The following is a 24,420-nucleotide window of genomic DNA, read 5'->3' as shown; positions in this document are numbered from 1 at the left end:
CTAGAAAGCATCCGTTACCGGTGAATGAATTCGCTCAGGAATCGACGGCGAATTTCGACGCGGATGCAACCAGAGCGAGTTTGCCGAAGGGGAGGCCGGCTTTCAAGAGGCCGTCGCGATAATGCGCGATGTCGGCCGGGTTCTTCCAGTGGAAATTGCGCAAGTGACGTTCGACCGTCAGCTTGGGATGGTTGGCGAGTAGCGCCTCGGCCGCCTGCGCGGCTTCGTCGACACGGCCGAGCTGGGCGAGCGCGGCGGCGCGCACCGCAAGGCCCTGCAGATGGTTCGGGTTGAGGTAGAGCGTTTCGCGCGACCACGACAGCGATGCGTCATATTGCCCGAGCAGGTAATGGCTGAACGCGTTCAAGGCGCCCCATTGATAACGCGGGTCGCTGTTGCCGCGCTGGACCGCCGTCGAGAACAGCTCGACTGCCTGGCGATGATCGCCGATCACCATGTGGCAGATGCCGAGCACGCCGCGCGCGCCCATGTCGTAGGGGTTGAGCTCGATTGCCCGCTTGATGGCATCCATCGCGGCTTCGTAGTGGCCCTGCATCGCGTGCAGATAGGCCAGCAGCGAAAATGCGAACGATGAGCGCGGATCGAGCCGGACGCTGCTCTCGGCCAGGCTGACCGACGAGGCCCACAATTCGCGCGTGCTCGGAATCCAGCCGAACTGGACGCTCTGGATCTGGATCAGCGCGAGATAGGCGCGCGCGATCGACAGCGCGGGATCGAGCTCGATCGCCTCCTTGAACAGCGCGATCGCGGTTTCGCTATCGGCCTTGGTCTGGTGATAGTAGTGCGACAGGCCCTTCAGGAAGCGATCCCACGCGGTCAGCTCGGAGTTCGGCGAGCGGGCCGGCGCCGAGGCTTCGGCGCGGTAGATCTCCTGCGCGACCGCGGCGGAGAGGTTGGCGGTGATCTCGTCCTGCATCGCGAACAGGTCGCCCATGTCGCGGTCGTAGCGGCCGGTCCACAGCTGTTCGCCCTTCTCGGGCGCGATCAGCTCGGCGGTGACGCGGATCTTGTTGCCGGCGCGCCGCACCGAACCCTGGATCAGATAGGTGGCGTCGATCTCGCGGGCGATCAGGCGCGTCGAGACGTTCTTGCCCTTGTAGGCGAAGGTCGAGTTGCGGCTCAGTACGCGATAGAAGGATTGCAGCGACAGTGCATGGATCAGATCTTCGGTCAGGCCGTCCGAAAAATATTCGTCGGCGCTGCCGCTCAGATTGTCGAACGGCAGCACGCCGACGATCGCGGTCCGGTATTGCCCCGGCAGACGCGGCCCGTCTTCCGGCGTGTGCTCCTGGGTATCGGATCCGGCCGGTGCCCAGGTCCAGACATTGACCGGCTCGGCGATGTTCTTGAAGCGATGCGGGCCGGCATCGGTCAGCGTCACGGCAAGCCGCCGCCCCGCCTCGGTGCGGGCCTTGTCCGACACCGCGATGCCGCCGGGCGATGCCACCGTCTCGAGACGCACGGCGATGTTGACGTCGTCGCCGAACACCTCGTCCTCGTCGGCCATGACGTCGCCCATGTGGACGCCCATCCGGAAATGCATGGCGCGGTCGGCCGGCAAATGTTCGTTGCGCTCGGCCATCAGGGTCTGCATTGCGACGGCGGCCTCGATCGCTCCGATGATGCTCGGAAATTCCAGCAGGAAGCCGTCGCCGGTGTTTTTGACGATCCGGCCGCCATGGTTGAGGATGATCGGATAGATCGCGCTGCGGTGCGCCTTGAACGAGGCATGCGTCCCCGCCTCGTCGACGCCCATCATGCGGGAATAGCCGGCGATATCAGCGCAAAGAATGGCAGCGAGCCGTCTTTCCATGTCTCCCGTGCCCTGGAATGGCCACTTAGCCGAGGTGACCGAATCCGATACTTACAAGACAGCTCGGGTCCGGCGGAAGCTCGGTTTACGGGCACCTATAATGCATTGTAGCAGGAATTGGCATGCGACCAACGGATCGTACAGTCCGTTTCTCTACCGAATTCGTGTGTCGCTGGGATGGCGCAGCTTGGCTGACCGTCCTTTCCGGTTCGTTACTTACATAGGTTAATCTCGCCGCATGCTGGGAATTCACGAACTTTGGTTGTTTGTCCTGTCCGGGCTGCTGCTCAACGTCACGCCCGGGCCGGATACCGCTTATATCATTGGGCGCACGATTCAGCTCGGGTGGCGCGGCGGTGCGGCTGCAGCAATCGGTATCAGCTGCGGCTGCCTCGTCCACGTGCTGGGTGCCGCGATCGGGCTGTCGGCGCTGCTGATGGCGTCGTCGACCGCATTCCTGGCCGTCAAGCTGATCGGCGCGGCCTATCTGGTGCTGACCGGCCTGCAGATGTTGTTGTCGCGCACCAAGCCGATCGCGGAGGTCGCGGGGCAGGCCGGCGAGACCTCGATCTCGCGCGTGTTCTGGCAGGGCGCCCTGACCAACATCCTCAACCCCAAGGTGGCGCTGTTCTTCCTGGCCTTCCTGCCGCAATTCGTGGCGGCGGACTCAGCCCATAAGACGCTCGCCTTCCTGGTGCTCGGGCTGATCTTCATCACCGGCGGCACGCTCTGGTGCCTCGGCCTCGCGGCCTTTGCGGCGAAGGCCGCCGGCGGCATCCGGCAATCGGCGGGCGCGATCGGCTGGATCAACCGCTCGCTCGGCGCGCTGTTCATCTATCTCGGCGTCCGCGTCGCCATGCTGGAGGCGCGCTAGCGGTCGCCAGAGCGTTTTCGAGCGAGGTGGCTTACCGGTTCGCGTGAAGAAAACGCGTCAAACAAGAATCTAGCCGTGGATCTTGAGCAGCGCGCTGCCGGCGAGGTAGATGCCGAGCAGGATCATCGAGATCAGGAACCAGCGGCGGAACACGTCGGGCTGCATCCTTGTGCGGACCGCCTGGCCGATGAACATGCCGGTGAATGACGCCATCATCGCCACCGCACCCGGCAGCGCGGTCGCCGCAGTCAGCAGGCCCGAGGCCGTGAGGTTGAAAGCGAGCGCCAGGGTCGCGTTGGTGAAGAAGACGCCGAGCGCCTGCACCAGCTCGTCCTTGTCCATGCCGATCGCCTGCATGAACGGCACCGAGGGGATGACCTGGACGCCGGTTGCGGCCGAGATCAGCCCGGTGATGAGGCCGACGATGCCGCCGACCCATTTCTCATGGCGCCGCGCGACCTTGAAGTTGAACCGGCTCAGGCCGACGATCGCGTAGATCACCAGCAGGGCACCAAGCACCACGGTGCCGTAGGCCGCGTAGGGCCCGGTCAATAGTCCGGCATTGATCCAGATTCCGACGACGGTGCCGAGCATCAGCGGCCACAGCCGCCTGAGGATGTCGCGCAGATAGGGGCCGACGAAGGTCTGCCAGATATTGGTGACGATCGCCGGCACGATCACGATCGCAATCGCCTGGCCCGGCGCCATCGTGGTTGCGAGCAGCCCCATCGCGACCGTCGGCAGACCGAGGCCGAGCGTGCCCTTGACGAAGCCGGCGAGCAGGAAGGCGAAAGCGATGAAGATCAGCAGATGGTCGACCATGGCGGGACATTGACCGATCGACGCGATCGGCACAATCTGGAGGTTACGGAGTTAGCCTTCGGGCATCCCGAAGGGGCGGAACGGAAAAAATGATGCGGTTCGACCTGATCGACTTGCAGTTGTTCATTGCGGTTGCCGATGCGCGAAGTATCACGCAGGGCGCGGTGCGCGCAAACCTTGCGCTGGCCTCTGCCAGCGAGCGGATCAAGGGCCTCGAGGAGGCGCTCGGCGTCGCACTGCTCAAGCGCGGCCGCCGCGGCGTCGAGCTGACGGCGGCGGGCGAGAGCCTGCTCGGCCATGCCCGCATCGTGATCCACAATGTCGAGTCGCTGCAAAGCGATCTCGCCGCCTATGCCAGCGGGGTGCGCGCCAACGTGCTTCTGCTCGCCAACACCTCGGGTCTGTCGGAGCATCTGCCGCGCGCACTCGCGGCCTTCCTGCACGAACATCCCGATATCAGCGTCGATGTCGAGGAGCGCGAGAGCACCGATATCGCGACCGCGATCGCCAGCGGCGCCGCCGATCTCGGCTTCGCAGCCGAGCACGCGCTGCCCGACAGTGTCGAGCGCTTCCTGTTCAGCGAGGACCGCCTGATGCTGGTGGCGCCGCGGCGCAGCGATCTCGGCAATCGCCGCCAGATCGACTTTCAGGAGGTGGTCGGGCGCGATTTCGTCGGCCTCACGGCGACGTCGGCGTTGCAGGTCCATATTTCCCGCCATGCGGCAAAGCTCGGTGCGCGGCTGCGCTTCCGTGCCCGTCTGCGCGGCTTCGACGCGATCTGCCAGATGGTTGCAGCCGATGTCGGCATCGCGGTGATTCCGGAAACCGCGGCCCGGCGCTGCGCGGCTTCGATGCCGATCACGACGATAAGGATTCGCGACGCCTGGGCCAATCGCCGGCTCACGATCTGCGCCCGCAGCTTCAAGGCGCTGCCGCGCGCCGCCAAACAGCTCGTGGAATATTTGCAGGCCGAAGCGCAGCGCTGATCAAGGAGAGTGCCATGCTCACCGTCTGGGGCCGCCGCAGTTCGTTCAATGTGCAGAAGGTGATGTGGCTGATCGGCGAGCTCGAGCTGGCGCATCAGCATATCGATGCCGGCGGCGCGTTCGGCGGGCTCGATGCACCGGCCTTCCTGGCGATGAACCCGCACGGCCGTGTGCCCGTCATCAGGGATGACGAGGCAACCGTCTGGGAATCCCACGCCATCCTGCGCTACCTCGCCGCGCGCTATGGCAACGGTCGCTTCTGGTCCGACGATCCCGTCGTCCGGGCGCGGGTCGACGGCTGGATGGACTGGTCGCAGACCGCGCTGCAGCCGGATTTTCTCGGCGGCGTGTTCTGGGGATTCTTCCGCACCCCTGAAGCGCAGCGCAATTGGCCGGCGATTGAGACGGCGCTCGCCCGCTGCGAGCAGCATTTCGCCAAGCTGGAACGCCTCCTTGAAAGCAACCCGTTCCTGCTCGGCGAGACATTGTCGTTCGCCGACATCACCGCAGGGACCTCGCTCTATCGCTATTTCGAGCTCGAGATCGCACGCCCGCCGTTGCCGGCCGTCGAGCGCTGGTATCGGAGGCTGCAACAGCGCCCGCCGTTTCGTGAGCACGTCATGCTTCCGTTCGAGGAGCTGCGCGGCCGGCTCGATTATTAGCGTTACTTCGCCGTCACCACGCCGGCGTCCTCGATCACCTTCGCCCATTTCCTGATGTCGGCAGCGATGAAGTCGCGGAAATGCTCCGGCGTGTCGCCGGCCAATGTCAGGCCCTGCTCGGCGAGCTTTGCCTTCACGGCCGGATCGGCCATCGCCTCGGTGGCGATCATGTTCAGCCTCGTGATAATCGCCGGCGGCGTTCCTGCGGGGGCGACCATGCCGTACCAGTTCTCGATGATCAGGTCGGGCATGCCGGCCTCCGTCGTGGTCGGCACGTCGGGCGCGGTCGGGGCGCGCTCGCGGCCCCCGAGCGCGATCGGCCGCAGCGTGCCCGCCTTGATCTGCGGCAGGATCACCGGCAGGTCGAGGAAGGTCATCTGCACCTGCCGACCCAGGAGATCGTTCACTGCCGGCGCCGCGCCGCGATAGGGCACGTGGACGATGTCGATCTTCGCCGTCAGCTTGAACAATTCGCAGGCCAGATGCGGCAGGCTGCCGGGGCCGGAGGAGGCGAAGTTGAGCTTGCCCGGCTGCGCCTTGGCGAGCGCGACCAGCTCGCTCATGTTCTTTGCCGGCACGTCGGTGGCGACGACCAGCATTTCCGGCACGGTGGCGACCAGCGTCACCGGGGCGAGATCCTTCAGCGTATCGTAGGCGACCTTTTCCATGCTCGGGCTGATCGCGAGCGCGCCGGCGCTGGCGATCGCAACCGTGTAGCCGTCGGGCGCGGCCTTCGCGACCGCGTCGGTGCCGAGCACGCCGCCCTGGCCGGCGCGATTGTCGACGATGATCGGCTGCTTCACCAGTTCCGATATCTTCTGTCCGATCACCCGCGCGATGATGTCGTTCGGCCCACCCGGCGGGAACGGCACGATCAGCCGGATCGGCTTGGTCGGGAACTCCTGGGCCGAAGCTGCAATGGGCGTGAGAAGCAGGAGAACGGCTGCCAACAGCCTGCCGCAAATCGTCATGTGCGCCCACCCCTGACTTTTCTCGTTGCAGTCAGGATGTGCGCAGATCAATCGTCCGGCAACCCGAGAATCAGGCGTTGAGCAGCTTCATCGCGGCTTCGTGCACGCGCGGATCGCCGGCTGCGATGATGCGGCCGCCGCCCTGCGCCGGCTTGCCGTCCCAGGTGGTGACGACGCCGCCGGCGCCGGTGACGATCGGGATCAGGCCGGCGATGTCGTAGGGCTTCAGCTCGGTCTCGATCACGAGGTCGAGATGGCCGGCCGCCAGCATGCAATAGGAGTAGCAGTCGCCGCCGTAGCGCGACAGCCGCGCCGCGTTTTCGACCCGGCCGAAGCGGGCGCGGTCATCCGGATTCATCAGAAGCGGGCTCGTGGTGAAGGTGGTCGCCTCCTTCAGCGAGGCGCAACGCCGCACCGAGAGCCGCCGTCCGCCCGACGGCCCGGAATAATTCGCCGAGCCGTTGTCGCCGGAGAAGCGCTCGCCGATATAGGGCTGGTGCATCATGCCGAATACCGGCGTACCTTTGTGCAGCAGCGCGATCAGCGTGCCCCAGATCGGAAAACCGGCGATGAAGGACTTCGTGCCGTCGATCGGGTCGAGCACCCAGACATAGTCGGCGTCTTCGCGCTCATTGCCGAACTCCTCGCCGACGATGCCGTGCTGGGGGAAGTTCGCCTTGATCAGCCGTCGCATCACCGCTTCGGCGGCGCGGTCGGCTTCGGTGACCGGATCGAAATCGTTCGAACTCTTGTTGTCGACCGAAAGCGAGGTGCGGAAGAAGGGCAGGATGGTTTCGCCGGATGCGGTCGCGAGGCGGCCGATGAAGGCGGTGAAGTCGATGACCGTCACGGCTTGTCCCTGAAATGCGCAAAACGACGCGGTAGAGGTCGGATGCGTTCTTGCCTAGCTCAATCCAATGCTGTGCGCACGATTAACGCAGCGTTATCCCAGCCTGATGACCCGGTTTCGGACTTTCGATTTGGCTTCGGATTCGAAAGCCTCTCTGGCTGCTGGCCGGATCACGAAGTCGCGAGTTCTGGTATACAAGCTATGCGCAAAGCGCCGTCTGACCGGGGTTTATCCCGTAAGTCTCTGATACTGAACAACAAAAATTTCCGGCGCGGGCCTGTGGCAAATGCGACAGCCTACTAACAAATACGCAGGAAATGTTTCGAAAGTTCTTGCGTTTTGTGCAGCGCGGTCGCATATTGTTGCGGTGCGGTAGCGCCTCGCGCTATCGCTGCCCTCCTTGGGCGTTTCCTCCCTAGACTTGGGCCGCTTGTTCATTCAAGCGGCCCTTTTTTCTTGGTTCGACGACTTCCCGGCGTGAATGCGGAATCCAATTTCGCATCCGGTCACGCCACCAACTGAATTCCCCGTTCACGACTTCGTCGATCACCGCATGGCTAGTCGACGACGCAGCTACTCAGCAGCCGCCTGGAATGGGCCGAGATCTCCGAACGGAATCTTTGCGAGAGCATCGGCGAGTGTCGCGAAGTCGGCGGCCACCTGGGCGAAGCGCGGTCCGCGCTCACGGTGGCGCTCATCCATATAGACCGCGCGGTTGAGCTCGATCTGCACGGTGTGCAGGCCGCTCGCCGGGTTGCCGTAATGCTCGGTGATGAAACCGCCGGCATAGGGCTTGTTGCGGCCGATCGAATAGCCGAGCGAGCTCATGATCTCCTCGACGAGGTCGGGCAGCAGCGGCGCGCAGCTCGTGCCATAGCGGTCGCCGATCACGACGTCGGGCCGGCGCGGCTCGTCGCGCGACACGCCGATCGACGGCATCGAGTGGCAATCGACCACGATCACGGCGCCGAACGCCTGGTGCGCCTTGTTGATCAGCCGGCGCAGCGCGCGGTGGTAGGGCTTGTACAGCACCTCGATCCGCCGCAGCGCGTCATCGACGTCGAGCCGCTCGCGGTAGATCTCCTGTCCGTCGCCGACCACGCGCGGGATGGTGCCGAGGCCGCCGGCGACCCGCATCGAGCGGGTGTTGGCGAAGCTCGGCAGCCGCCCGGTGAACATCCGCGGGTCGAGCTCATAGGGCTCGCGGTTCACGTCGACATAGGAGCGCGGGAAGTTGACCCGGACGATCGGAAAGCCGCGCTCGCTCACGCCGGCGATCAGCTCGTCCATGAAACTGTCTTCGGAGCGGCGCAGCGCCGCCACATCGATGCGCGATGCCTCGAGGAATTCGGCCGGGTAGACCGAGCCCGAATGCGGGGAATTGAAGATGATCGGCGCGCGCCAGGCCTGCGGCTCAACGATCTCGAACGGGGGCGACAACTCGCCAGCAAATTCGGTCATTCCCTTGGCGCCGTCCCTTGCGTCCGCCTCGCCCCGCAAGAACTGGTTCTGCCGGAAAAGCGGAGATTTATGGGCAGGCATTGTCGGTAATCGCGATCATTCTGCCAAGTGAAAAGAGTGTGGCGCGCCCTGGAACGCGTCTTAAAAGCGGGAAATGCCGCTGATGGTTGATTCGACGCGTGGTTCGGTCCACAAATCGCTGGTGCGCATTTGCCGCTGGCTTGACGCAAATTTCACCCGAAATTTACCGTCTGTCGGGCTTACTGTTCGGACTGCTCCTCCAGCCGGATTCGACGATTCCTGCCATGCCGAAAATACTTCTCGCCGAAGACGACACCGATATGCGCCGCTTCCTGGTCAAGGCGCTCGAAAATGCGGGATTCAAGGTCTCGCCGCACGACAACGGCATGTCGGCCTACCAGCGGCTGCGCGAGGAGCCGTTCGAAATGCTGCTGACCGACATCGTGATGCCCGAGATGGACGGCATCGAGCTGGCGCGCCGTGCCTCGGAACTCGATCCCGATATCAAGATCATGTTCATCACCGGCTTCGCCGCGGTGGCCCTCAATTCCGATTCGGAGGCGCCGAAAAACGCCAAGGTGTTGGCCAAGCCCGTGCACCTCAGGGAATTGGTCAGCGAAGTGAACAAGTTGCTGGCGGCCTGATTCGCCAAAAAACCTTCACTTTGCATCCTTGCCTGCCCCGCCGCGGTCCGTTATAGGGACCCGATCCAAACATGGCTTTGGGTGCGTAGCTCAGCGGGAGAGCACTACCTTGACATGGTAGGGGTCACAGGTTCGATCCCTGTCGCACCCACCACGCTTCGCCCTGACGGGCTTCGCGTGGCGCAGCCACGCCGGAGACCGCCAGAGCGAAGCGTGTCCGGCGTAGCTTGAACGCGAAGTGAAAGCGAAGACGGACGACCGCGCCGAAGCCCAAAGGGCGCAGGCGGGCCGTTGGCCGCGAGCTTCGGCTCGTCAAGCCACGCGTCGCGATGACGGTTCGGATGAGATACAGCTTCGCGTTCTCGCGACGTGGCGTGGCTGGATGCCTCGGTTGAGGACGAGCACTGCGCGTAGCGGGATAACGCAATCCCAGCCAAATTTAGGAAGCGCCCAGCTTGGTGTCGCAATTCGGCACCCGGCCGAACCGGCCGTGTAGTCCGCGCCAGAGGCCGGCGCATAGAATGTTCAGGAGCTTGCGCATCGACTTTCCCCTCGACATCCGCATCGGTGATCCTGCTGATGTCGGTGACCGAAGGACAGAGCCAAATCTGGGCAGGCCTGCGCAGTTTCTAAGCAGGCCGCCCACGCGGCCGCGCCGCGCGTGCCGGAAAATCTCATCAGATTCAGTTGCCGGTGCTTTGGCACGCCTCGTGCATCAAAGGCGCTGAGTTGGCCGCTAGGGTTCCGATCTTGCCAGGCAAGATGCTGGTCCGAGAGCAGCCGCTTGCGGGGGAGACATCCCCGCAGGTGCACGGCGGGATAAAAGCCCGGGAGACCTCGTTAGCCAAGGGATTGGCGGAGCGATGGTCTTTTCGCCAGTCCCTTTTTGTGAAGTTTCGCAAGAGGGATCGGCAATGAACAAGTTCTCTTTCTTCCTTCGCTCTGTTGTCATCGGCTGCGCGGTCGTGCTCGCGGCGGCGCCCGCGGCCGAGGCGGCGCCGAAGAAAAGCTTCAAGGTCGCCTGGTCGATCTATGTCGGGTGGATGCCGTGGGGCTATGCGGCCGACACCGGCATCGTCAAGAAATGGGCCGACAAATACGGCATCACGATCGAGGTCAAGCAGTTCAACGACTACGTCGAGTCGATCAATCAGTATACCGCCGGCGGCTATGATGCCGTCACCATCACCAACATGGATGCGCTGTCGATTCCGGCAGCCGGCGGCGTCGACACCACAGCGGTCGTGATGGGTGACTTCTCCAACGGCAACGACGCGGTGATCCTCAAGAACAAGTCGGACCTCGCCGCGATCAAGGGCCAGACCGTCAACCTGGTTGAATTCTCGGTGTCGCATTATCTGCTGGCGCGGGCACTCGAGACCTCCAAGCTGAGCGAGAAGGACGTCAAGGTCGTCAACACCTCCGACGCCGATATCGCCGCCGCCTACAAGACCCCTGACGTCAATGCGGTCGTGACCTGGAATCCGATCGTGACCGAAATCCTCGGCTCGCCCGATGCCAGGAAGGTTTTCGACTCCTCGCAGATCCCCGGCGAGATCATGGATCTGATGGTGGTGAACACCGCGGTTGCCAAGGACAATCCGGATTTCGCCAAGGCGCTGGTCGGCATCTGGTACGAGACGCTGTCCAGGATGACCGCCAACGATCCCGCCGCGAAGGCTGCCAAGGAGGCGATGGCCAAGGCCTCCGGCACCGACCTCGCCGGTTTCGACAGCCAGCTCTCGACCACAAAACTGTTCGACAAGGCAACCGACGCCGAAGCTTTTACGCGCAGCAAGACGATCGGGACGACGATGGACCGGGTCCGTAAATTCCTGTTCGAAAAGGACCTGCTCGGCAAGGGCGCGAAGTCGGCCGACGCCGTCGGCATCGAGCTCGCCGACAAGTCGGTGCTCGGCGACAAGTCGAACGTCAAGCTGCGCTTCGACCCGACCTTCATGGACGAAGCCGCCAAGGGCAAGCTCTGAGGGCAGGCCCTGACGCCACGGCGCGATCCCCAAAGCAGGAGCCGACGATGCGACTTGTGAACATACGGCCGGGACGGCAGACGCGATTCTATCTGCTCGCGCTGCCGTTCCTGTTGGTCGCAATCGCCTACTTCGCCAGCTCCGGCGCGCGGCTCGCGCAGAACCCGAACGACAAGCTGCTGCCGGCGCTGCCGAGCATGGTGCAGGCGGTCAAGCAGATGGCGTTCGAGGTCGATCCGCGCACCGGCGGCTATCTGATGGCCTCCGACACCGTCGCGAGCCTCGGGCGACTGGGGTCGGCGCTGGCGATCTCGACGACGGCGGCGCTGGTGCTCGGCATCGTGATCGGGCTGCTGCCGGGCGCCAATGCGCTGCTCGGACCGTTCGTATCGGTCACCTCGATGGTGCCGCCGCTGGCGCTGCTGCCGATCCTGTTCATCGTGATGGGGCTCGGGGAGAATTCGAAGATCGCGCTGATCGTGATCGGGACGCTGCCTTGCATGATCCGCGACCTCGCCATGAAAGTGCAGGAGTTGCCGCGCGAGCAGATCGTCAAGGCGCAGACGCTCGGCGCCTCGACCTGGCAGATCGCGCTCCGCGTCGCAATGCCGCAAACCCTGCCGCGGCTGATCGACGTGCTGCGGCTGCAGCTCGGCCCGGCCTGGCTGTTCCTGATCGCGGCCGAGGCGATCGCCTCCGATTCCGGGCTCGGCTATCGGATCTTCCTGGTGCGGCGCTATCTCGCGATGGACGTCATCATCCCCTACGTCGCCTGGATCACGCTGCTCGCGTTCCTGATCGATGTCGGCCTGCGCGTTCTGCAACGCAGGGCGTTTCCCTGGTTTGCCTCGGTGAGGGCGGAATGAGCGCGATCCGCTTCGACGACGTCTGGAAGGAATATGGCGACCACATCGTGCTCGAGCGCATCACGATGGAGGTCGAGCCGCGCGCTTTCATTGCGCTGGTCGGTCCGTCCGGTTGCGGCAAGACCACGCTGCTCCGCATGCTGCTCGGCGAGGAGCAGCCGAGCCGCGGCCGGATCCTGGTCGACGGCAAGCCGTTGCCCGCCGAACCGGACGCCGACCGCGGCGTGGTGTTCCAGCGCTACTCGGTGTTTCCGCATCTCACCGTGTTGCAGAACGTGATGCTCGGGCGCGAACTGCGCGACGCCAAGTTCACCGCCCGCCTGTTCGGCGCCGCGCGGCGCGCCGCGGCGGACGATGCCATGAAGCTGCTCGCAGAGGTCGGGCTCGCCGGCCAGGAGAACAAGTATCCGTCGGCGCTGTCGGGCGGCATGCAGCAGCGCCTCGCGCTGGCGCAGGCGATCATGCGCGGCCCAAAGATCCTGCTGCTCGACGAGCCGTTCGGCGCGCTCGACCCGGGCATCCGCGCCGACATCCATGTGCTGATGAAGCGGCTATGGAATGAGACGCATCTCACCGTCGTGATGGTCACGCATGACCTCAGCGAAGCGTTCGGGCTCGCGACGCGCGTGATCGCGCTGGAGCGCTCGCGCAATCGCCCGGAGGAGCGCGAGCGTTACGGCGCCACCGTGTCGCGCGACCTCGAGATATTTCCGCGCCGCAGCGCAGAGCCGCGCGCGATCATTCAACCAGCTCCGATCGGGACGACCCGATCAGGCAAGGAGCATCAGCCGGGACGGCCCGGCGCTCTCGTCTTGAAGGAGCAACCATGATCCTCACAGAGGAACAGAAGGCCGAGGTCGCGGCGCATACGAGGCGCTACAACGAGCTGAAGGCGGCGGGGCAGGAGCATGCGCCGCGCGCGCTGCCGGCGCCGACCGCGCGCGACGCAGTACCGATCGCCGCTGCGGCGATCATCCATCGCGAGGTGATTCCGGCCGGCTGGTACTGGACCACGCGACTGGACCGCGGCGATACGCTGCGCATCGTCAACAATTCGGGGACATCCACGGTCAGCCTGCTCGCCTGGAATGCGACCGATCCCAGTGAACGGCTGAACCACGCCGACACCATCAAGGTGCAATGGGCGGCGCGGCTGCAGAAGGGACGCGTGCTGCTGTCCGACATGGGGCGAGCGCTGCTCGGCCTCACCGAGGACACCAGCGCGGCGCATGACGCGGTGGTCGGCGGTTCGACGGCTGCGACCAACCAGGCGAAATACGGCGACGGCAATTTCCGCAACACGCGCGACAACTTCATTCTCGCAGCAAGCAAGCTCGGGCTCGGCCGCCGCGACGTGCATCCCTGCGTCAGCTTCTTTGCGCCGGTCGCGATCGACGCGGACGGCAAGTTCGTCTGGTCGGCGCAGCGCCGCGCGAAAGGCGACTTCGTCGATCTGCGCGCCGAGATGGACCTGTTGATTGCGCTGTCGAACTGCCCGCATCCGCTCGATCCTGCTGTGACCTATCCGCAGGCGAGCGTGGAGATCGTACGTTACCGCGCCGATGCGCCGGCGGCGGATGATTTGTGCCGAACCGCGACGGCTGAAGCGATCCGCGCCTATGAGAACAACGCGCTGTATTTCGGCGAGACCACCGAAGGAGCAGTGCAATGACCGCGCAATCCGCCCAGACCAACGGCCGCATTGTCCTCGACGTTGAGATTGCCGCGCGAAAGCCGTGGTCGGCGATCATCCGCAAGGGCCAGACCCTGCGGATCACCGATACCCATGGCCAGCAGGCGGTGGATACGCTGTTCTACTGCGCCAGCGATTTCGGCGAGCGCTACAGCGGCCAGGATACGCTGCGCGCGCAGGGCTCGGCCTATGTCGGGCTCGGCACCAACATCATGTCCAACGAAGGCCGCGTGATGCTGCGCGTCACGGCCGACAGTTGCGGCCTGCATGACACGTCGGCGGGGGCCTGCTCCTGCGAGAGCAACACCGTGCGATTCGGTCACCAGACCCGCTACCAGCATGCCTGCCGCGAGAACTTCGTGGTCGAAGCCGCGAAATACGGCCTCTCGAAGCACGACATCGTGCCGAACCTCAACTTCTTCATGAACGTGCCGATCGATCCGGCCGGCAACTTCACCGTGGTCGACGGCGTCTCGAAGCCTGGCGACGCCGTTGAGCTGGTCGCCGAGATGGACGTGCTGTGCCTGATTTCGAACTGCCCGCAGATCAACAATCCCTGCAACGGCTTCTTCCCGACGCCGGTCCAGGTGACGATCTTCGAGCCGGAGGCGTGAGGCATGTTCAGCAAGGTCCTGATTGCCAACCGCGGCGAGATCGCCGGGCGGATCGGCAGAACGTTGCGCCATATGGGCATCGCTTCGGTCGCGGTCTATTCCGACGCCGACCGCTTCACCCGGCCGGTGCTCGAGGCCGACGAGGCGGTGCGCATTGGCCCGGCGCCGGCCGCCGAGAGCTATCTTAACGTCGATGCGATCATGGCGGCGTGCCTTGCGACCGGCGCGCAGGCGGTGCATCCCGGCTACGGCTTCCTGTCGGAGAACCGCCGCTTTGCCGAGCGGCTCGCCGAGCACGGCATCAGGTTAATCGGGCCGCGGCCGGAACATCTCGACGCCTTCGGCCTCAAGCACAAGGCACGCGAGATCGCGGAGCGGAGCGGCGTGCCGCTGCTGCCGGGCTCCGGCCTGCTGGAGACCATCGACGAGGCCGTATGCGAGGCCGAGCGGATCGGCTTTCCGGTGATGCTGAAGAGCACGGCGGGCGGCGGCGGCATCGGCATGCAGCTCTGCCACGACGTCGCGACGCTGCGCGAGCGCTTTGCGTCCGTGCAGCGCACGGCGCGCGCGAGCTTTGGCGATGCCCGGGTCTATCTCGAGCGGTTCGTCGCGCGCGCCCGCCACATCGAGGTGCAGATCTTCGGCAACGGCAGCGGCGACGTGGTTGCGCTCGGCGAGCGCGACTGCTCGCTGCAGCGGCGCAACCAGAAGGTCTTTGAGGAGACGCCGGCGCCGGGGCTCTCTGGCGAGGTCCGGCAGCGCCTGCATGAAGCCGCGGTGTCGCTCGGCAAGGCGGTGGCTTACGAATCCGCCGGCACGGTGGAGTTCATCTACGACGTCGAGCGGGAGGATTTCTACTTCCTCGAGGTCAACACCCGCCTGCAGGTCGAGCATCCCGTCACCGAGCAGGTCACCGGCGTCGATCTCGTCGAATGGATGATCCGGCAGGCGGCCGGCGAGGACGTGCTGGGCACCGCGGGCACGCTTGCGCCAAAGGGCGCGGCGATCGAGGTGCGGCTCTATGCGGAGAATCCGGGCGCCGGTTTTCGCCCGAGCGCGGGCCGGCTGACGCAGGTCTCTTTCTCGCCGGATGCGCGGATCGACGGCTGGATCGAGACCGGCTCCGAGGTGACGCCGTTCTACGATCCGATGCTGGCCAAGATCATCGTGACGGCCGACACGCGCGAAGCCGCGATCGCGCGGCTGACGCAGGCGCTGGATGAGACGGCTATTGCCGGCATCGAGACCAATCTCGATTATCTGCGTGCGATCGCCACGTCCGACGTGTTCCGCAGCGGGCAGGTCGCGACCAGCGTGCTCGGCGCGTTCGCCTATCGTCCCCGCACCATCGATGTCGTTGCACCCGGTGCGCAGAGCGGCGTGCAGGAATTGCCCGGCCGGCTGCACCTCTGGCATGTCGGCGTGCCGCCGAGCGGTCCGATGGACGAACGGTCGTTTCGGCTTGCGAATCGCGTGGTGGGAAACCCGGAGACGACGACCGCGCTCGAACTGACGGTCAACGGACCAACCCTGCGCTTCAACACTGATGCGATCGTCGCGGTCTCGGGCGCGCAGATGAAGGCGGCGCTCGACGGCGTCGAGATTGCGTATCACGAGCCGATCGCGGTGCGCGCCGGTCAGACGCTCGCGATCGGCAGCATCAAGGGGCCGGGTCAGCGCAGCTATCTCGCCGTGCGCGGCGGCTTCAATGTGCCTCAGATTCTCGGCTCGCGCGCGGTGTTCGCGCTCGGCGCCTTCGGCGGTCACGCCACGGGCTCCTTGAAGGCCGGAGATGTTCTGCATATCGGCGCGGAAGCAACTGGCCTGGCGCCGCCGCAGCGCGCCACAGAGAACGAGCGGCCGCAGCTCACGTCGGCGTGGCAGATCGGCGTGATCTATGGCCCGCATGGCGCGCCTGATTTCTTTCTTGACGAGGACATCGAGACGCTGTTCTCCACGAGCTACGAGGTGCACTTCAACAGCGCCCGCACCGGCGTGCGGCTGATCGGCCCCAAGCCGCACTGGGCACGGACCGACGGCGGCGAAGCCGGGCTGCATCCGTCGAACATCCACGACAACGCCTATGCGGTCGGCTCGATCGACTTCACCGGCGACATGCCGATCATCCTCGGCCCGGACGGGCCGAGCCTCGGCGGCTTCGTCTGTCCGGCGGTGGTCGCGCGCGACGAACTCTGGAAGGTCGGTCAGCTCCGGCCGGGCGACACCGTCCGTTTCGTTCCGGTGAAAAGCGACGATCCGGTTGCCGGCCCCACCGTCCTCAAGGCACCGGAGCTCGGTTCTGCGATCGTCGGTCGCAACGATGACGGTCCGATCCCGGTGGTATACCGGCGCGCCGGTGACGACAATCTGCTGGTCGAATACGGCCCGATGGAGCTCGACATCGCGTTGCGGCTGCGCGTGCATGTGCTGGCGCAGGCATTGGAGGACGCAAAGCTCGGCGGCCTGATCGATCTCACGCCCGGCATCCGCTCGCTCCAGATCCACTACGACGGTACGACACTGTCGCGCGGAAAACTGCTCGATGTGCTGCGCCGGATCGAGCGCCAATTGCCTGATGTCGATGCGATGCGGGTGCCGAGCCGCACGGTACACCTGCCGCTGTCGTGGCGCGACCCGCAGGCCGAGCTGGCGATGCGCAAATATCAGGAGCTGGTGCGATCAGATGCGCCGTGGTGTCCGTCGAATGTCGAGTTCATCCGGCGCATCAATGGGCTGGCGAGCGAGGACGACGTCCGCCGCATCGTGTTCGACGCCGACTATTTCGTGCTCGGCCTCGGCGATGTCTATCTCGGCGCGCCGGTGGCGACGCCGCTCGACCCGCGGCATCGGCTGGTGACCACCAAGTACAATCCGGCGCGGACCTGGACGCCGGAGAACGCGGTCGGGATCGGCGGCGCCTATATGTGCATCTACGGCATGGAAGGGCCGGGCGGCTACCAGCTGTTCGGCCGCACCATCCAGGTCTGGAACACCTGGCGCACGACGAAAGTGTTCGAGCCAGGCCATCCCTGGCTGCTGCGGTTCTTCGACAAGATCCGTTTCTTTCCGGTCGATGCCGACGAACTGCTGGATGCCCGCGCCGCGTTCCCGCACGGGCAATACGACATCAGGATCGAGCAGGGCGAGTTCTCCTACGCCGACTATGCGCGAACGTTGGCCGGCGCGCAGTCGTCGATCACCACATTCAAGGCGGCGCAGCAGGCCGCGTTCGATGCCGAGCGCCGACGCTGGCGCGAGCTGAAGCTCGACGAGGCGCCGGCTGAATCGGCCGAGATTGCCGCCGTTGCGACCGGCATTCCCGACGGCCAGGTCGGCGCATTTTCGGAAGTACCGGGCAACATCTGGAAGATCCTGGTCGAGGAGGGCGCCAAAGTCGCGGCCGGCGATGTGCTCGCGATCATCGAATCCATGAAGATGGAGATCTCGGTGCTCTCGCCGGCGGCCGGCCGCATCGCATCGGTTCCGGTGAAGCCGGGACAGACGCTGCGGGCGGGCGATGTCGTGGCATTGATCCGGCCGGAATAGATTCCGCGTCACGAGCGATCTGCTGCGGTCCTGTCCCCGGCATTGCTCTATGGGGGCCGATCGGATGGAAGCCGACCTCGCCATGCCTCGTTGGCGAGGAGCCGGCGCTGCCGGTCGGCGATGGCTGGCCATCCGGAGCGCACCACGCTGAGGACCGCAGCGTCGGCCGATGGACCTTCATCGCAGGCAAAATAGGCGCGAAGCCGTCCTTCGCAGTGAAAGCCGAGGTCAGCGTAGAGCTCGAGCGTACGCCGCAGCCGCCAATCCAGATGCACCTCGGCCCGCTCGACGGCGAGCACCTCGAACGCATACCGCGTCATGAGATGCGCGACATGGCTCATGAGCAGGATCTCGCCAAATCGTCCGCTGCTCCAGATCGGCGCAAGCGTCGCCCGCTTTTCGTTCGGCTCGAGTGCCGCGAAAGCGGTAAGGCCGATGACGTCGCCGGACCCGGTATCCTCGATCGCGAACGCGGCCGTGACGTTGGCGCAGCTCAGCGCGGCAGCCGCGCGCGCGGCCGCGGACTGGCCGGAGCCGCCGCGATCGAGCTGCCGAAGCATGCCGGCGTCCCCGAGCGGCCTTACCCGCGAGATTTCAGAACCGCGGATCCTCCTCAGCAGGATGCGGTCAGTGGCCAAGGCGGCATGGTTGTCCACGAATTGCATGCCCTATTGACGCATCGAACCGATATGCCGTCAAATGACTGAAATGGCAGTTCGTATGCGGATTGGTCATGTTCCTGAATCCGAGACACGTCGACCTGTTCCGTGAGGTCGTGCGTCACAACGGAATCACCAAGGCGGCCCTGAGCCTGCGGATCGGGCAGCCCTTCGTCAGTCGCGCCATTGCGCGGCTGGAGCGCGAGATCGGCTTCGCGCTGTTCGTACGCGGGCGCGGCGGTGTCACGTTGACGCCGGAAGGCGAGATCTTCCTGCATGAGGTCGAGCGCAACCAGGCCGGACTGGAGTATTTGGCGCGTGCGGCGCGCGGCATTCGCGCGAGGGGCAGCGGGACGCTGAGGATCGCCTGCCTTCCGGCATTCACCTATTCGTTGATGCCGCGGATCGTCAGCAAATTCTCCAGGAAGAACCCTGGCATCATGTTGTCGGTCGCCGTGCATAGTCCTGAACGGGTCTGGAGTCTGGTTGCCGCAGGCCAGTGCGATGTCGGGCTGGCACGACCCCAGTCAGGTTTTGCGGCGGTCGACGACGAACTGCTGATGACGACCGACGCCATCTGCGTGCTGCCGCGTCAGCACCGGCTGCGGTCCAAACGATTGATTATCCCAAAGGACCTGCACGGCGAGGCGATGATTGCGCCAGCCCCAGGCGCGCCGCATCGGTCGCGCCTCGAACGCGCCTTCGAAGACGCCGGGGCCGAGGTCAGAACGGTGGCGGAGATTCAGTACAGCATGCAGCGCTGCGCTCTGGTTGCACAGGGACTGGGTTTCTCGATCGTCGATCCCGTCGTGGCGCGGGATTTTGCCAGCGCCCGGATCGTGCTCAAGCCGTTCACGCCGCGGCTGGAGCTCACGACCGTGCTGCTGTTCCCGTCGCAACGGCCGCGCAGCCGTCTTGCGCTCGAATTCTGCGACCTACTTCGCGCCGAGACCGCGGAATACAGGAAGCCCGCCCGCGCGCCGGCCTGACCATCCGTGCCGCATGTTCCGCGCTGCCAGACGCAGCGCGTCATGACGGATGAGCTGCTCGCGACAGCTCCGTGTAGGACGCGTTGCGCGCGGCACGCGAGAATCGTTGTAGGCGTTGGAAATTATCGATGACAAGATTTGCGATTGTAAGTACGCAATTTCGTAGCTGCGATGCTGGCAACTGCGCAGCCGGCATTGAGCTGGCCGCCGGGGTTGTCGCTGGGATCAAGCGAGGCGCGTGATATGTGCTTGCGCCGACGTGGCCGACGCGGTTGAATTTGACGATTCCAGAATTAGCGGCCAAGCTGAATCTCTTTCCGAGATGCGGCGCCAGCTGCTTCTCCAACAACAACATAAGAACTTGCCGTGCGAGGGCGCGGTTCAAGATTCTCCTTTTGCCAATGTGGCCCATCGTTGAGAGGATGCTTTAGATGCAGGCAAGGTCGCCATCAGAGTCACCAGAGCGTTCTTTGGAGGCGACATCGGATTTCGTGACACGGCTTGATAACGCCAACAGTGAAGCAGAGATCGTGGCTGAGGTGATGCGCCAAGTCTCCGGCTACGGCGCGAGCTCGTTCATTGCTGTCGTCATTCCGAGGCAGGGCATGCGCGCTGCGGACTCCCGGTGCATTCTGCTGAACTCCTGGCCGGCCGACTGGCTGAAGCGCTATATCGCCCTGAATTACTCCGAGCACGATCCGATCAGGCGCTGTATTCGCGAGAGCCATCGCCCGTTTCTCTGGAGTGAGATCGCCCCGCAATACCTTGAGCATCCCTTGTCGCGCCGGATCGTGGCGGAGGCCGCGACGTTCGGATTGAAGGAGGGATTTGCGCTTGCGTTGCCGTCTCTGGACGGCAATCTGATCGGCTTTGCGATTGCGGGCGAGAGCCTCAAGGTCGATGCTCGGAAGCGGCACGAACTGCGGATCATCGCGACCTATGCCGTCGGCCGCGCGCTTCGTTTGCGGAACATGGTCCAGCTGCAGCCGGCGATCAACGTCACGCTGCGTGAACGCGAAGCGGTGCAGCTCGCGGCCTCCGGGTTGAACGAGCGCGAGATCGGCGCAAGGATGGGCATCTCGGGCCACGGCGTCGACAAGCATCTGAGATCGGTTCGCGAGAAGGTGCAGGCGCGCAACACGGCTCAGGCGATTGCTGAACTCCTGCGGCTCCGGCTCATCACCTGACGGCAGGCCTCACACCTCGAGCCATTCCTCGCGAATGGCGGCGTTGTTCTTGAGCTGCTCGGGGGTGCCTTCGAACACCACGCGGCCGTGGCCCATGATGTAGACCCGGTTCGAGATCTTCATCGCGATCGACAGCTTCTGCTCGACCAGCAGGATGGCGACGCCGGCCTTCGCGATCCGCGCGATCAGCTCGCCGACCTGCTGCACGATCAGCGGCGCGAGACCCTCGGTCGGCTCGTCGATCATCATCAGCTCGGGATCGCCGAGCAGGGTGCGGCAGGTGGTCAGCATCTGCTTCTCGCCGCCCGACAGCACCCCGGCCGGCGTATCGGCGCGGCGGGCGAGGTTGGGGAACATGTCGAGCATCTCCTGCAACCGCCACTTGCCGGGGCGGCGCGGATCCTTGATGCCGAGGATCAGGTTCTGGCGCACCGTCAGGCTCGGGAAGATGTCGCGATGCTCGGGCACATAGCCGAGGCCGAGGCGGGCGATCTTGTGGCTCGGCAGACCCGCGATGTCCTGGCCCTTGAAGCGGATGGTGCCCTGCGGCGGCACCTCGCCCATGATCGCCTTGACGGTGGTGGAGCGGCCGACGCCGTTGCGGCCGAGCAGGCTCACCACCTCGCCGGCCGCGATGTCGAGATCGACGCCCTGCAGGATGTGGCTCTTGCCGTAATAGGCGTGAAGATTCCTGACTTCGAGCATCAGTCGACCTCCTCGCCGAGATAGGCTTCCTTGACCTTCGGGTTGCCGCGGATCTCCTCAGGCGTGCCGGAGGCGATGATGTGGCCGTAGACCAGCACCGAGATGCGGTCGGCGAGGCCGAACACCACGCTCATGTCGTGCTCGACGATGACGAGCGTGCGGCCTTCGGTGAGACGGCGGATCAGCGCGACGGCGCGCTCGGTCTCGGCGTGGCTCATGCCCGCGGTCGGCTCGTCCAGCATGATGACGCTGGCGCCGCCGGCGATCGTGATGCCGATCTCGAGTTCGCGCTGCTCGGCATAGGTCAGGAGGCCCGCCGGCACGTCGCGGCGATGGCTGAGATGGATATCGTCGAGGATCTGCGCGGTGCGCTGCTTCACCTCGGGCAGGCTGTCGACGTTCTTCCAGAACGCGTAGCGATGCCCGGTCGCCCACAGCACGGCGCAGCGGACATTCTCCCACACCGTCATGCGGGCGAACACGTTGGTGACCTGGAACGAGCGTGACAGCCCGCGGCGGTTGATCTCGAATGGCCGCAGCCCCGAGGTCACCGCGCCGTTGAGGCGGATCTCACCCGAGGTCGGCTTGATGTGGCCGGAGATCAGGTTGAACGTCGTCGACTTGCCGGCCCCGTTCGGGCCGATGATGGCGTGACGCTCGCCCTTGGCGACGCTCAGATTGAGGTCGCGGATGATCTGGACATTGCCGAAGCTCTTCTCGACGGCGTTGACTTGAATGGCAGCGGTCATGCGAGATACCCCCGATCACGGGCCACCGTCGCGGCGCGATCCCAGGCCTCCGCGACGCGCTTCCAGGTGATGCGCGCAACCATGAAGCCGCCGACCAGCAGCACCGCAGCAGCCACCCAAGTCGTCGGCGCGGTCGCGACGAACGGGATGCCGAGCAGGTTGATCGGATCGCCGCCGGAGAAGCGCGCGACGGTCTCGATGGTCAGGATGATGCCGAGTGCAAACGCCAGCGTCGGAACCGCCGCGACCAGGTAGGACGGGATCACCGTGCCGAGCGTTCCGGCGCGGATCAGCGGACGATGCTTCATCAGGATGCCGGCGATGCCGCCGGGTGCGAACATCACGATGCCGATGAAGATGATGCCGAAATAGAGCTGCCAGACCGAGGTGACGCTGGTCAGCCCGAGTTGCAGATAGGTCACCAGGATGGCCCCGAGGATCGGGCCGAAGAAATAGGCGGTGCCGCCGATAAACGCCGAGAACAGCACGAGGCCGGATTGCGTCGCACCGAGATAGGCGGAGTTGGCGATCTCGAAATTGATCGCGGCCAGCCCGCCGGCGATGCCGGCGAAGAAGCCCGCGAACATGTAGGCGAGATAGCGCACCACATGCGGATCGTAGCCGATGAACTCGACGCGCTCCGGATTGTCGCGCACCGCGTTGCAGATGCGCCCCAAGGGCGTCCGGGTCAGCGCATACATCGCGATCGCCGAGACCAGCACCCAGAACGCGATCAGGTAATAGACCTGGAGCTGCGGTCCGAAGGTCCAGCCGAACAGCGGCATCAGCGAGGTGCGGTCGGTGGTGATGCCGGATTCGCCGCCGAACACGCTGCGCAGGATCAGCGAGGACGAGGCGACCAGTTCGCCGATGCCGAGCGAGATCATCGCGAACACCGTGCCGGCGCGCTTGGTCATGACCCAGCCGACCACGACCGCGAAGGCCATGCCGCCGATGCCGCCGACCAGCGGAATCACCGGCAGCGGGATCGGCCAGTTGTGGCTCGCGACTGCGTTCATGGCGTGGACGGCGAGGAAGCCGCCGAGGCCGTATTGCACGGCGTGGCCGAACGACAACAGGCCGGTCTGGCCGAGCAGGATGTTGTAGGACAGCGCGAAGATGATCGCGATGCCGATCAGGCTGAACGAGGTCAGCGAGCCGCCGGAGGAGAACACCAGCGGCAGCACGACGAGTGCGGCGGCCGCGAGCAGCCAGACGCCATAGAAGCCGAGGCTGCCGCCGGACTCCTGCTTGGCCGCGGCGGGGGCGGGCGTGGGAGCGTTCGTCATGACTCGCGCGTCCCCAACAGGCCCATCGGGCGGAAGATCAGCACCAGCACCAGCAGCAGGTAGGGCAGGATCGGCGCGATCTGCGCGATCGTGACGTTCCAGATGTCGGTGAGCGGCGAGGGGCCGAGGCTCGGATCGAGCGGACCGAACACGCTGGCCAGCGAGCCGTTCAGCGCGACCGCGAAGGTCTGGATCAGGCCGATCAGCAGCGAGGCGATGAAGGCGCCGGGCAGCGAGCCGAGGCCGCCGAACACGATGACGACGAACAGGATCGGGCCGAGCAGCGCCGCCATGTCGGACTGCGTCACCAGCGAGGGACCGGCGATGACGCCGGCAAGACCGGCGAGCGCGCTGCCGACGCCGAACACCAGCATGAAGACGCGGCCGACATTGTGGCCGAGATGGCCGACCATGCTCGGATGGGTCAGCGCGGCCTGCACGATGAGGCCGACCCGGGTCCGCTTCAGCGTAACCAGGAGCGCGATGAAGATCACGACCGAGACCACCAGCATGAAGATCTTGTAGGCGGGGTAGTTGGTGGAGAACACGGTGAAGGCCGGGAAGTCGAGCGCGGCCGGGACGCGGTAGTCGACCGGGCTCTTGCCCCAGATCATCGAGACGATCTCTTCGATCGCGAAAGCCAAACCAAAGGTCAAAAGCAGTTCGGCGACGTGGCCGTGCTTGTGGGTGTTGCGCAGGCCGTAGCGCTCGACACCCATGCCGACCACGCCGACCAGCAGCGGGGCGATCACCAGCGCCGGCCAGAAGCCGATCCAGCGGGTGAGCTGAAAGCCGAAGAACGCGCCCAGCATGTAGAAGCTGGCATGCGCGAAGTTGAGCACGCCCATCATGCTGAAGATGACGGTGAGTCCGCTGGACAGCAGAAACAACAGCATGCCGAACAGGACGCCGTTCAGCGTCGAGATGACGATGAGCTCAGCCACGGCGCACCCGCTTGAGAGACCAATGGTTCACGTGATCAAAGACCTGTCGAAGGAATTGAGGTCCGG

Annotated in this window: 22 protein-coding genes, 1 tRNA gene and 1 riboswitch; of the genes, 13 read left to right on the top strand and 10 right to left on the bottom strand. The window is 65.1% G+C overall.

Annotated features, from left to right (window positions below; translation table 11 throughout):
• Positions 1-34: 34 nt before the first annotated feature.
• The gene (locus ACTUWL_RS10710; protein WP_021078485.1) at positions 35-1,834 is read right to left on the bottom strand and encodes an adenylate/guanylate cyclase domain-containing protein; all 1,800 of its coding nucleotides are present in this window, start codon (positions 1,832-1,834) and stop codon (positions 35-37) included.
• Positions 1,835-2,072: 238 nt separating this feature from the next.
• Between ACTUWL_RS10710 and ACTUWL_RS10705 the strand changes: the two genes are divergently transcribed.
• Positions 2,073-2,708 carry a LysE family translocator gene (locus ACTUWL_RS10705; protein WP_021078484.1) on the top strand — a complete coding sequence of 212 codons (636 nt, stop codon included), beginning with the start codon at positions 2,073-2,075 and terminating at the stop codon, positions 2,706-2,708.
• 69 nt (positions 2,709-2,777) lie between these two features.
• On the opposite strand, the gene ACTUWL_RS10700 is transcribed toward ACTUWL_RS10705, so the two are convergent.
• The gene (locus ACTUWL_RS10700; protein WP_021078483.1) at positions 2,778-3,530 is read right to left on the bottom strand and encodes a sulfite exporter TauE/SafE family protein; all 753 of its coding nucleotides are present in this window, start codon (positions 3,528-3,530) and stop codon (positions 2,778-2,780) included.
• Between the two features lie 92 nt (positions 3,531-3,622).
• Between ACTUWL_RS10700 and ACTUWL_RS10695 the strand changes: the two genes are divergently transcribed.
• Together ACTUWL_RS10695 and ACTUWL_RS10690 are read left to right on the top strand one after the other, a co-directional pair.
• On the top strand, positions 3,623-4,516 hold the full coding sequence (locus tag ACTUWL_RS10695) for a LysR family transcriptional regulator (protein ID WP_035651055.1): 894 nt from the start codon (positions 3,623-3,625) through the stop codon (positions 4,514-4,516).
• A gap of 14 nt (positions 4,517-4,530) precedes the next feature.
• Entirely contained in the window at positions 4,531-5,178 is a 648-nt protein-coding gene (locus ACTUWL_RS10690; RefSeq protein ID WP_021078481.1) for a glutathione S-transferase family protein, read from the top strand.
• A gap of 2 nt (positions 5,179-5,180) precedes the next feature.
• Here the strand turns inward: ACTUWL_RS10690 and ACTUWL_RS10685 are convergent, their stop codons facing one another.
• The 3 genes from ACTUWL_RS10685 to ACTUWL_RS10675 all read right to left on the bottom strand — a co-directional run bounded on the left by ACTUWL_RS10685 (position 5,181) and on the right by ACTUWL_RS10675 (position 8,460).
• Positions 5,181-6,149 (bottom strand): Bug family tripartite tricarboxylate transporter substrate binding protein, encoded by a 969-nt coding sequence (locus ACTUWL_RS10685; protein WP_021078480.1) that lies wholly within the window; start codon positions 6,147-6,149, stop codon positions 5,181-5,183.
• A gap of 70 nt (positions 6,150-6,219) precedes the next feature.
• Positions 6,220-6,999, bottom strand: a complete 780-nt coding sequence (hisN, locus tag ACTUWL_RS10680; protein WP_021078479.1) for a histidinol-phosphatase — start codon at positions 6,997-6,999, stop codon at positions 6,220-6,222.
• Between the two features lie 573 nt (positions 7,000-7,572).
• Positions 7,573-8,460, bottom strand: a complete 888-nt coding sequence (locus ACTUWL_RS10675) for an N-formylglutamate amidohydrolase (protein WP_035651008.1) — start codon at positions 8,458-8,460, stop codon at positions 7,573-7,575.
• Between the two features lie 305 nt (positions 8,461-8,765).
• On the opposite strand from ACTUWL_RS10675, the gene cpdR reads away from it, so the two are divergent.
• The 8 genes from cpdR to uca all read left to right on the top strand — a co-directional run bounded on the left by cpdR (position 8,766) and on the right by uca (position 17,832).
• The gene (cpdR, locus tag ACTUWL_RS10670) at positions 8,766-9,125 is read left to right on the top strand and encodes a cell cycle two-component system response regulator CpdR (RefSeq protein ID WP_016843340.1); all 360 of its coding nucleotides are present in this window, start codon (positions 8,766-8,768) and stop codon (positions 9,123-9,125) included.
• 79 nt (positions 9,126-9,204) lie between these two features.
• Positions 9,205-9,279: transfer RNA gene (locus tag ACTUWL_RS10665), tRNA-Val, on the top strand.
• 571 nt (positions 9,280-9,850) lie between these two features.
• Positions 9,851-9,961: riboswitch (guanidine-I (ykkC/yxkD leader) on the top strand.
• A 78-nt stretch (positions 9,962-10,039) separates the two neighbouring features.
• Positions 10,040-11,113 carry a putative urea ABC transporter substrate-binding protein gene (locus ACTUWL_RS10660; RefSeq protein WP_021078476.1) on the top strand — a complete coding sequence of 358 codons (1,074 nt, stop codon included), beginning with the start codon at positions 10,040-10,042 and terminating at the stop codon, positions 11,111-11,113.
• Between the two features lie 47 nt (positions 11,114-11,160).
• A complete protein-coding gene (locus ACTUWL_RS10655; RefSeq protein ID WP_021078475.1) occupies positions 11,161-11,979 on the top strand; it encodes an ABC transporter permease in 819 nt (272 codons plus the stop codon).
• Entirely contained in the window at positions 11,976-12,809 is an 834-nt protein-coding gene (locus ACTUWL_RS10650) for an ABC transporter ATP-binding protein (RefSeq protein WP_021078474.1), read from the top strand. The genes ACTUWL_RS10655 and ACTUWL_RS10650 overlap by 4 nt, the downstream gene beginning before the upstream one ends.
• Positions 12,806-13,651, top strand: a complete 846-nt coding sequence (locus ACTUWL_RS10645; RefSeq protein ID WP_021078473.1) for an urea amidolyase associated protein UAAP1 — start codon at positions 12,806-12,808, stop codon at positions 13,649-13,651. Before ACTUWL_RS10650 ends, ACTUWL_RS10645 begins: the two co-directional genes overlap by 4 nt.
• Entirely contained in the window at positions 13,648-14,286 is a 639-nt protein-coding gene (locus tag ACTUWL_RS10640) for an urea amidolyase associated protein UAAP2 (RefSeq protein ID WP_021078472.1), read from the top strand. Before ACTUWL_RS10645 ends, ACTUWL_RS10640 begins: the two co-directional genes overlap by 4 nt.
• Positions 14,287-14,289: 3 nt before the next feature.
• Positions 14,290-17,832 (top strand): urea carboxylase, encoded by a 3,543-nt coding sequence (gene uca, locus ACTUWL_RS10635; protein ID WP_021078471.1) that lies wholly within the window; start codon positions 14,290-14,292, stop codon positions 17,830-17,832.
• 47 nt (positions 17,833-17,879) lie between these two features.
• Here the strand turns inward: uca and ACTUWL_RS10630 are convergent, their stop codons facing one another.
• Positions 17,880-18,392: a GNAT family N-acetyltransferase gene (locus tag ACTUWL_RS10630; RefSeq protein ID WP_291736761.1), complete on the bottom strand. Its 513-nt coding sequence runs from the start codon at positions 18,390-18,392 to the stop codon at positions 17,880-17,882.
• A gap of 173 nt (positions 18,393-18,565) precedes the next feature.
• On the opposite strand from ACTUWL_RS10630, the gene ACTUWL_RS10625 reads away from it, so the two are divergent.
• Both ACTUWL_RS10625 and ACTUWL_RS10620 read left to right on the top strand, forming a co-directional pair.
• On the top strand, positions 18,566-19,480 hold the full coding sequence (locus ACTUWL_RS10625; RefSeq protein WP_021078469.1) for a LysR family transcriptional regulator: 915 nt from the start codon (positions 18,566-18,568) through the stop codon (positions 19,478-19,480).
• 491 nt (positions 19,481-19,971) lie between these two features.
• Positions 19,972-20,667 carry an autoinducer binding domain-containing protein gene (locus tag ACTUWL_RS10620; RefSeq protein WP_158267779.1) on the top strand — a complete coding sequence of 232 codons (696 nt, stop codon included), beginning with the start codon at positions 19,972-19,974 and terminating at the stop codon, positions 20,665-20,667.
• Between the two features lie 9 nt (positions 20,668-20,676).
• Here ACTUWL_RS10620 and ACTUWL_RS10615 read toward each other — a convergent pair whose 3' ends face one another.
• The 4 genes from ACTUWL_RS10615 to ACTUWL_RS10600 are packed head-to-tail and all read right to left on the bottom strand — an operon-like array spanning position 20,677 to position 24,354.
• Positions 20,677-21,372: an ABC transporter ATP-binding protein gene (locus tag ACTUWL_RS10615; RefSeq protein WP_021078467.1), complete on the bottom strand. Its 696-nt coding sequence runs from the start codon at positions 21,370-21,372 to the stop codon at positions 20,677-20,679.
• Complete coding sequence (locus tag ACTUWL_RS10610) at positions 21,372-22,121, bottom strand: ABC transporter ATP-binding protein (RefSeq protein WP_021078466.1); 750 nt, start codon at positions 22,119-22,121, stop codon at positions 21,372-21,374. Before ACTUWL_RS10610 ends, ACTUWL_RS10615 begins: the two co-directional genes overlap by 1 nt.
• The gene (locus tag ACTUWL_RS10605) at positions 22,118-23,410 is read right to left on the bottom strand and encodes a branched-chain amino acid ABC transporter permease (protein WP_021078465.1); all 1,293 of its coding nucleotides are present in this window, start codon (positions 23,408-23,410) and stop codon (positions 22,118-22,120) included. The genes ACTUWL_RS10610 and ACTUWL_RS10605 overlap by 4 nt, the downstream gene beginning before the upstream one ends.
• Positions 23,407-24,354 carry a branched-chain amino acid ABC transporter permease gene (locus ACTUWL_RS10600; RefSeq protein WP_021078464.1) on the bottom strand — a complete coding sequence of 316 codons (948 nt, stop codon included), beginning with the start codon at positions 24,352-24,354 and terminating at the stop codon, positions 23,407-23,409. Before ACTUWL_RS10600 ends, ACTUWL_RS10605 begins: the two co-directional genes overlap by 4 nt.
• Positions 24,355-24,420 lie beyond the last annotated feature (66 nt).

The organism is Bradyrhizobium sp. WCU1 (assembly GCF_053474805.1).
Note: the sequence above shows the minus strand (reverse complement) of the source record. Positions and strands in the feature narration are given on the sequence as shown.